This is a genomic window from Bacillus sp. SIMBA_154 (assembly GCF_046536015.1).
Lineage (GTDB): Bacteria > Bacillota > Bacilli > Bacillales > Bacillaceae > Bacillus > Bacillus pumilus_P.
In genome coordinates, this window is record NZ_JAWJBV010000307.1 from 1 (window position 1) to 267 (window position 267).

General features: G+C 45.3%; 1 protein-coding gene. It reads right to left on the reverse strand.

Going from position 1 to position 267, the window contains the following annotated elements:
* Positions 1-267: DUF444 family protein (locus tag R0K30_RS22160; RefSeq protein WP_410613019.1), on the reverse strand; the 267-nt coding region annotated here is incomplete at both ends.

Genomic DNA, 267 nt, shown 5'->3' on the forward strand with positions numbered 1-267 from the left:
GGTAAACGGAGGAACAGATGGTGCCCCCGCTCTCGCCTTTCGAAAAAAAATCTTCTTCGGACACGACCTTCGCTTCCGTATGGTGGGCGATAAATTCGATATCAACCGTTTCATACTTTGTCCGTAAAAATCGTGTCATCCAAAAAAAGAAGCTCCTCGCCATATACTTTTCCCATACGCCCATCGAACCGCTTGTATCCATCATGGCTAAAACGACAGCTTTCGATTCCGGCTTCGTCACATCATTCCATGTTTTGTATTTCAGAT